Genomic DNA, 726 nt, shown 5'->3' on the forward strand with positions numbered 1-726 from the left:
GCCGGAGTAAAAGTAATTATGCCCGAAGCTGAGATGCTTACTGTTCCGTTTGTAACCGCAATTGTTTGGGCTGAACCTGTCAGGGCTGTTCCGTTTATTGAAGTGATTGTCAAAGTATCTCCGTCAGCATCTGTATCCAGAGCAAGTGGATTCAGTGTCACTGTATTGTCTTCTGAAGCTGTATAAGCATCATCAACTGCAACTGGATTATCATTTACCGAAGTTACCGTTACGGTAATTGTAGCAGTGTTTGATACCGCTCCGTCATTGTCGCTTACCGTATAATTGACTGGAGTCGCTGTTCCGTTGTAATTCAGAACAGGGGTAAAAGTTACAATTCCAAGTGCGTTAACAGTATATGTTCCCTGTCCTGTTACAGTAAAACTGGTCTGGATTCCAGGTGTTGCAGGATCCAAGTCTACTGTTGCCTTGTTGACTGTTCCGTCAACATCAGTGTCGTTTGCCGTTACGTCGATTGTAACTGCCGTGTCCTCGTTTGTCGTTTTTGTATCGTTATTGGCAACCGGAGCATCATTTACTGAAGTTACAGTTACGGTAATTGAAGCAGTGTTTGATACCGCTCCGTCATTGTCGCTTACCTTATAATTGACTGGAGTCGCTGTTCCGTTGTAATTCAGAGCAGGGGTAAAAGTTACAATTCCAAGTGCGTTAACAGTATAAGTTCCCTGTCCTGTTACAGTAAAACTGGTCTGGATTCCAGGTGTT

Annotated in this window: 1 protein-coding gene; it reads right to left on the bottom strand. The window is 43.7% G+C overall.

Annotation, left to right across the window (positions count from 1 at the left end):
- A partial coding sequence (locus IRZ83_RS19410; RefSeq protein ID WP_194570769.1) for a tandem-95 repeat protein occupies positions 1–726 on the bottom strand: 726 nt, incomplete at both ends.

This window comes from Flavobacterium sp. JLP, from assembly GCF_015350755.1.
Classification (GTDB): domain Bacteria; phylum Bacteroidota; class Bacteroidia; order Flavobacteriales; family Flavobacteriaceae; genus Flavobacterium.